Below are 3,842 nucleotides of genomic sequence, written 5' to 3'. Positions count from 1 at the left end.
TATTCCAGGCAACACAACTCATTTTTAAAACCCTCCCCTATAACTGGCTTAGGTTTGCACTTCTTATTCATTCCACAGTTTTTACACACTTTTCTTATAATTTTGCAACAATGGGGTTTTAACATGGGAGATGGAATGATCAGGTTCTGTGAGGTGAAATTTCCCATGACTGAAAACGAAAGCCTTCCCCAAACTGTAATGCCCCAGCCATTTAAACCTAGAAAGCCAATTATTATTATAGGTGTGCTGCTGGTCATAGCAGCAACCGGTTTTTTAGTTTACCGGCAAATGGATAAGCCGGCTGAAGCCGGTTATCTGACTGCTTCGGCGGTAAGAGGCTCAATTATGGATGTAGTCCAGGCTACCGGCACCATCGAACCGGTCGAAAGAGCAGAATTACAGTTTAAGAACAGCGGCGATGTTAAATCCATCACCCTGCAGCCCGGAGATAAGGTAAGCAAGGGCCAGGTTCTGGCAGAGCAAGATGATACTTCTCTTTTGGCCCAGGTAAGGCAATCAGAGATAAACCTCTCTCAACAGGAGATTCAAATTCAGAATCTCACCCGAAAAGAGGACCAGGCCAAAACAAAACTGGAGCAGCAACAAGAGCTTTTTGACGGGGGATTTATTTCCCAGTCTGCCCTCAACGAAGCCCTGGACGGATATAAACAGGCTGAATTGGACCTGGCTTCAGCACAGGCGCAGTTGGAAAGCAGCCAGGCTAAACTGGAAATGGACCGCAACGAATTGAGCAGCGCCAAATTGATTGCCCCATTCTCCGGCATCATCAGCACTGTGGACAGCCAGGCCGGCCTCAGTGGAGGTTCTTCCAACAGCGCCTCATTGATCACCCTCATCAGCGAAGAACTCTATCTCAAAGCCCTGGTCAACGAAGTCGATGTGGGCCGGCTCGAACCCGGCCAGGAGGTCGAATTCACCAGCGGAACTTACACTGATAGGACTTTTACCGGCAAGCTGGATAAGATCTCACCGGAAGCTACTACCGTCAGCAATGTCAATTTCTACCCGGTAATTATCATCATCGACAACAGCGAGGGGTTGTTGCGCTCAGGGATGTCGGTAAACGCCAATATCATCATAGCGGCGTCAAAAGATGTCCTGACTATTCCCATGATGGCTGTATCTTATGCGGAGTCCTATGTCAGGAGCGGTGCGGCAGCCGGCAGATCTGCAGCCTCTGCCAGCGGTATTGCAGCCAGGCAGACCGCAGCGGCGGACCAAGCCCAGCAAAAAGTGGTGCTGGTTTTAGAGAACAACCAGCCGGTCCAAAAAGCGATAAGCACAGGGCTGAACGACAGCCAAAATATTGAGGTCATAGAGGGTTTGCAGGAAGGTGACCAAATCATCATCGGCTCATCGCTGGGCGGCAGCGCCAGCGGGGACAATCCGGCTGCTTCGGCTCAAACCAGGAACAATGATAACCGCAGTGCCCCGGGAATGGGGGCGCCTGTGATGATACGCCCTTAGCCGTTTTTTCACAAGAGGGACCGCCATGAATCAACCATTAATTAAACTGGAAGAAATCGTTAAGACCTATTACGGAGCAGGGGCCCCGGTACGAGCTTTGCGCGGCATCACGCTGGACATCGGGGAACATGAGATGACTGCCATAATGGGTTATTCCGGATCAGGGAAATCAACTTTGATGAATCTCCTGGGCTGCCTGGATAAGCCCGACAGCGGTTCATATACCCTGGCCGGTTATGAGGTGATGGCCCTGGCCCCAGAGCAATTGGCATTTCTGCGCAATCGTCTCATCGGCTTCGTATTTCAGAACTTCAACCTTTTAGGAAGGGCTTCAGCCCTGGAAAATGTCACTATGCCCCTGATCTATGCGGGGATAAAGAGCAGGGAACGCCAGCGCCGGGCTTTAGAAATGTTGAACTTGGTCGGGCTCAAGGGCAGGGAGCATCACCGCCCCAATCAGCTATCGGGAGGTCAGCAACAGCGCGTAGCCATCGCCCGCGCCTTGGTCAACCGGCCCAGACTGATTCTTGCCGATGAGCCTACCGGAGCACTGGATACCAGCACTAGCCACGAAATCATGGCTTTACTGCAAAACCTGCACCGTGAACAACAGCTTGCTATAGTAATAGTTACTCATGAAAACGAGATCGGACAACACTGCCAGCGTATCATACGCCTCAGCGATGGTATGGTGGTTAATACCGAAGCGGTCAAAAACCAGCTTCGAGCCATACCGGCCAAGTAGAGAATAAGGTGGAAGAAACATGGACTTGATATCATGCCTGCAAATTGCCTGGCGCAGCCTTTTGCTCAACAAGATGCGCTCATTTCTGACTATGCTGGGGGTTATCATTGGGGTTGGCGCGGTCATCACCATGGTGTCCTTGAGCCAAGGGGCTAGTTCAGGTATAACCGACCGGATAGCCAGTATGGGGTCTAACCTGTTGATTGTTACTTCGGGAGGGGGTTTCGGCCCGGTGCGGGGAGCCACCGCCACCGCGCAGCTGACCATGGACGATGTTGCTGCCATATCTGATCTGCCCCTGATACAACATGTGGCCCCTGAATCAAGTACCCAGGCTACCCTGTCCGTAGGCAGCCTTACCTGGACCGCGCCGGTCAGCGGTACCGTCCCGGCTCTGCAGGATATAAAAGATTGGCCTACCCGGCTGGGCGGATTCATAACTGAGGAAGACCTGGCTCAGGGAAGTCTGGTAGCTGTAATCGGTCAGACCGTGGTAGATAATCTGTATACCGGCGCGCAGAGTCCGGTGGGAAGCCAGTTGCAGATAAACGGCCTTAACTATACGGTCATAGGGGTTTTGACTTCAAGGGGAGCGGAGGGTTCCGGATCTGATCAGGACAATTCGGTTTACATCCCCATAACCACTGCCCAGCAAAGACTGCTGGGCAGCGCCGCAGTGCGGACCATCAATATTCAAGCCGTCAATACCGAATCCCTGGAACCTCTGAAAAATGCCGTCACTACCTTGCTGCGCCAGCGTCACCGCTTGGCGGATAGTGCGGAGGACGACTTTATGATCCAGGACATGGCCCAGGTATTATCCACCATAGAAGACACTACCCGTATATTTACTTTTCTTTTGGGGGGCATAGCAGCGGTTTCGCTCCTGGTAGGGGGTATCGGTATTATGAATATCATGCTGGTGTCAGTAACCGAGCGGACCCGGGAAATTGGGGTACGCATGGCAGTAGGAGCCACCCCCCGGGCTATTATGACCCAATTTCTGATCGAAGCCCTGCTGCTCTGTATCTGGGGAGGAATAATCGGAGTACTCTTGGGCTGGGGAGGCAGCTCTTTACTGGGAACTCTGGCAGATCTCCAAATCAAGCTCTCGCCCTGGTTGATAGCGGTTGCCCTGGGCTTTTCGCTGATGGTGGGGCTCTTTTTCGGCTACTATCCTGCCAGCAAGGCAGCTCGTTCCAATCCCATCGAAGCATTGCGTTTTGAATAAAGGAGGTTTTCCTATGCAAGCGGGTCGGATATTGACCGCCATATTGGCAGCCCTGACGTTAACGGTTTCCTGCTGGTCCTGGCCAGCTTCCGTTTTGGGAGAAGAACCTTCCCCGGAGCAGGAACAACCCGTTCTGACGCTGACACAGGCCGTGGAAAAAGGCCTAAAGCATAGCAGCAGCGTTAAGATAGCGGATTATCAGATTGAGAGCAATGAACTGCTGCGGGATAAGGCCGCAGCCAGCGTATTTTATGTCCCTGCCGACGGCACCTACCAGGACGATGCCAATGCCTATTTAAACCTGATCGAAAGTGATATCGCCTGGCAGCAGTCCAAGAAGTCCAGGATTGTTACCGCTGATAAGGTGATAAAGGATAT

Annotated in this window: 5 protein-coding genes; 4 read left to right on the top strand and 1 reads right to left on the bottom strand. The window is 52.3% G+C overall.

The features are described from left to right. On the bottom strand, positions 1-257 hold a 257-nt coding region (locus B3W37_RS01710; protein WP_483174597.1), incomplete at its 3' end, for a hypothetical protein. A gap of 31 nt (positions 258-288) precedes the next feature. On the opposite strand from B3W37_RS01710, the gene B3W37_RS01705 reads away from it, so the two are divergent. From B3W37_RS01705 to B3W37_RS01690, 4 genes are all read left to right on the top strand, one after another. Beyond that, positions 289-1,488, top strand: coding sequence for an efflux RND transporter periplasmic adaptor subunit (locus B3W37_RS01705; protein WP_483174596.1), 1,200 nt, complete (start codon positions 289-291; stop codon positions 1,486-1,488). Between the two features lie 25 nt (positions 1,489-1,513). Beyond that, the gene (locus B3W37_RS01700) at positions 1,514-2,233 is read left to right on the top strand and encodes an ABC transporter ATP-binding protein (RefSeq protein ID WP_483169767.1); all 720 of its coding nucleotides are present in this window, start codon (positions 1,514-1,516) and stop codon (positions 2,231-2,233) included. 19 nt (positions 2,234-2,252) lie between these two features. Further along, on the top strand, positions 2,253-3,464 hold the full coding sequence (locus B3W37_RS01695; RefSeq protein ID WP_483169768.1) for an ABC transporter permease: 1,212 nt from the start codon (positions 2,253-2,255) through the stop codon (positions 3,462-3,464). Positions 3,465-3,477: 13 nt separating this feature from the next. Next, positions 3,478-3,842: hypothetical protein (locus B3W37_RS01690; RefSeq protein ID WP_483174595.1), on the top strand; the 365-nt coding region annotated here is incomplete at its 3' end.

It is taken from the genome of Syntrophomonas sp. UBA5494 (genome assembly GCF_002426325.1).
Note: the sequence above shows the minus strand (reverse complement) of the source record. Positions and strands in the feature narration are given on the sequence as shown.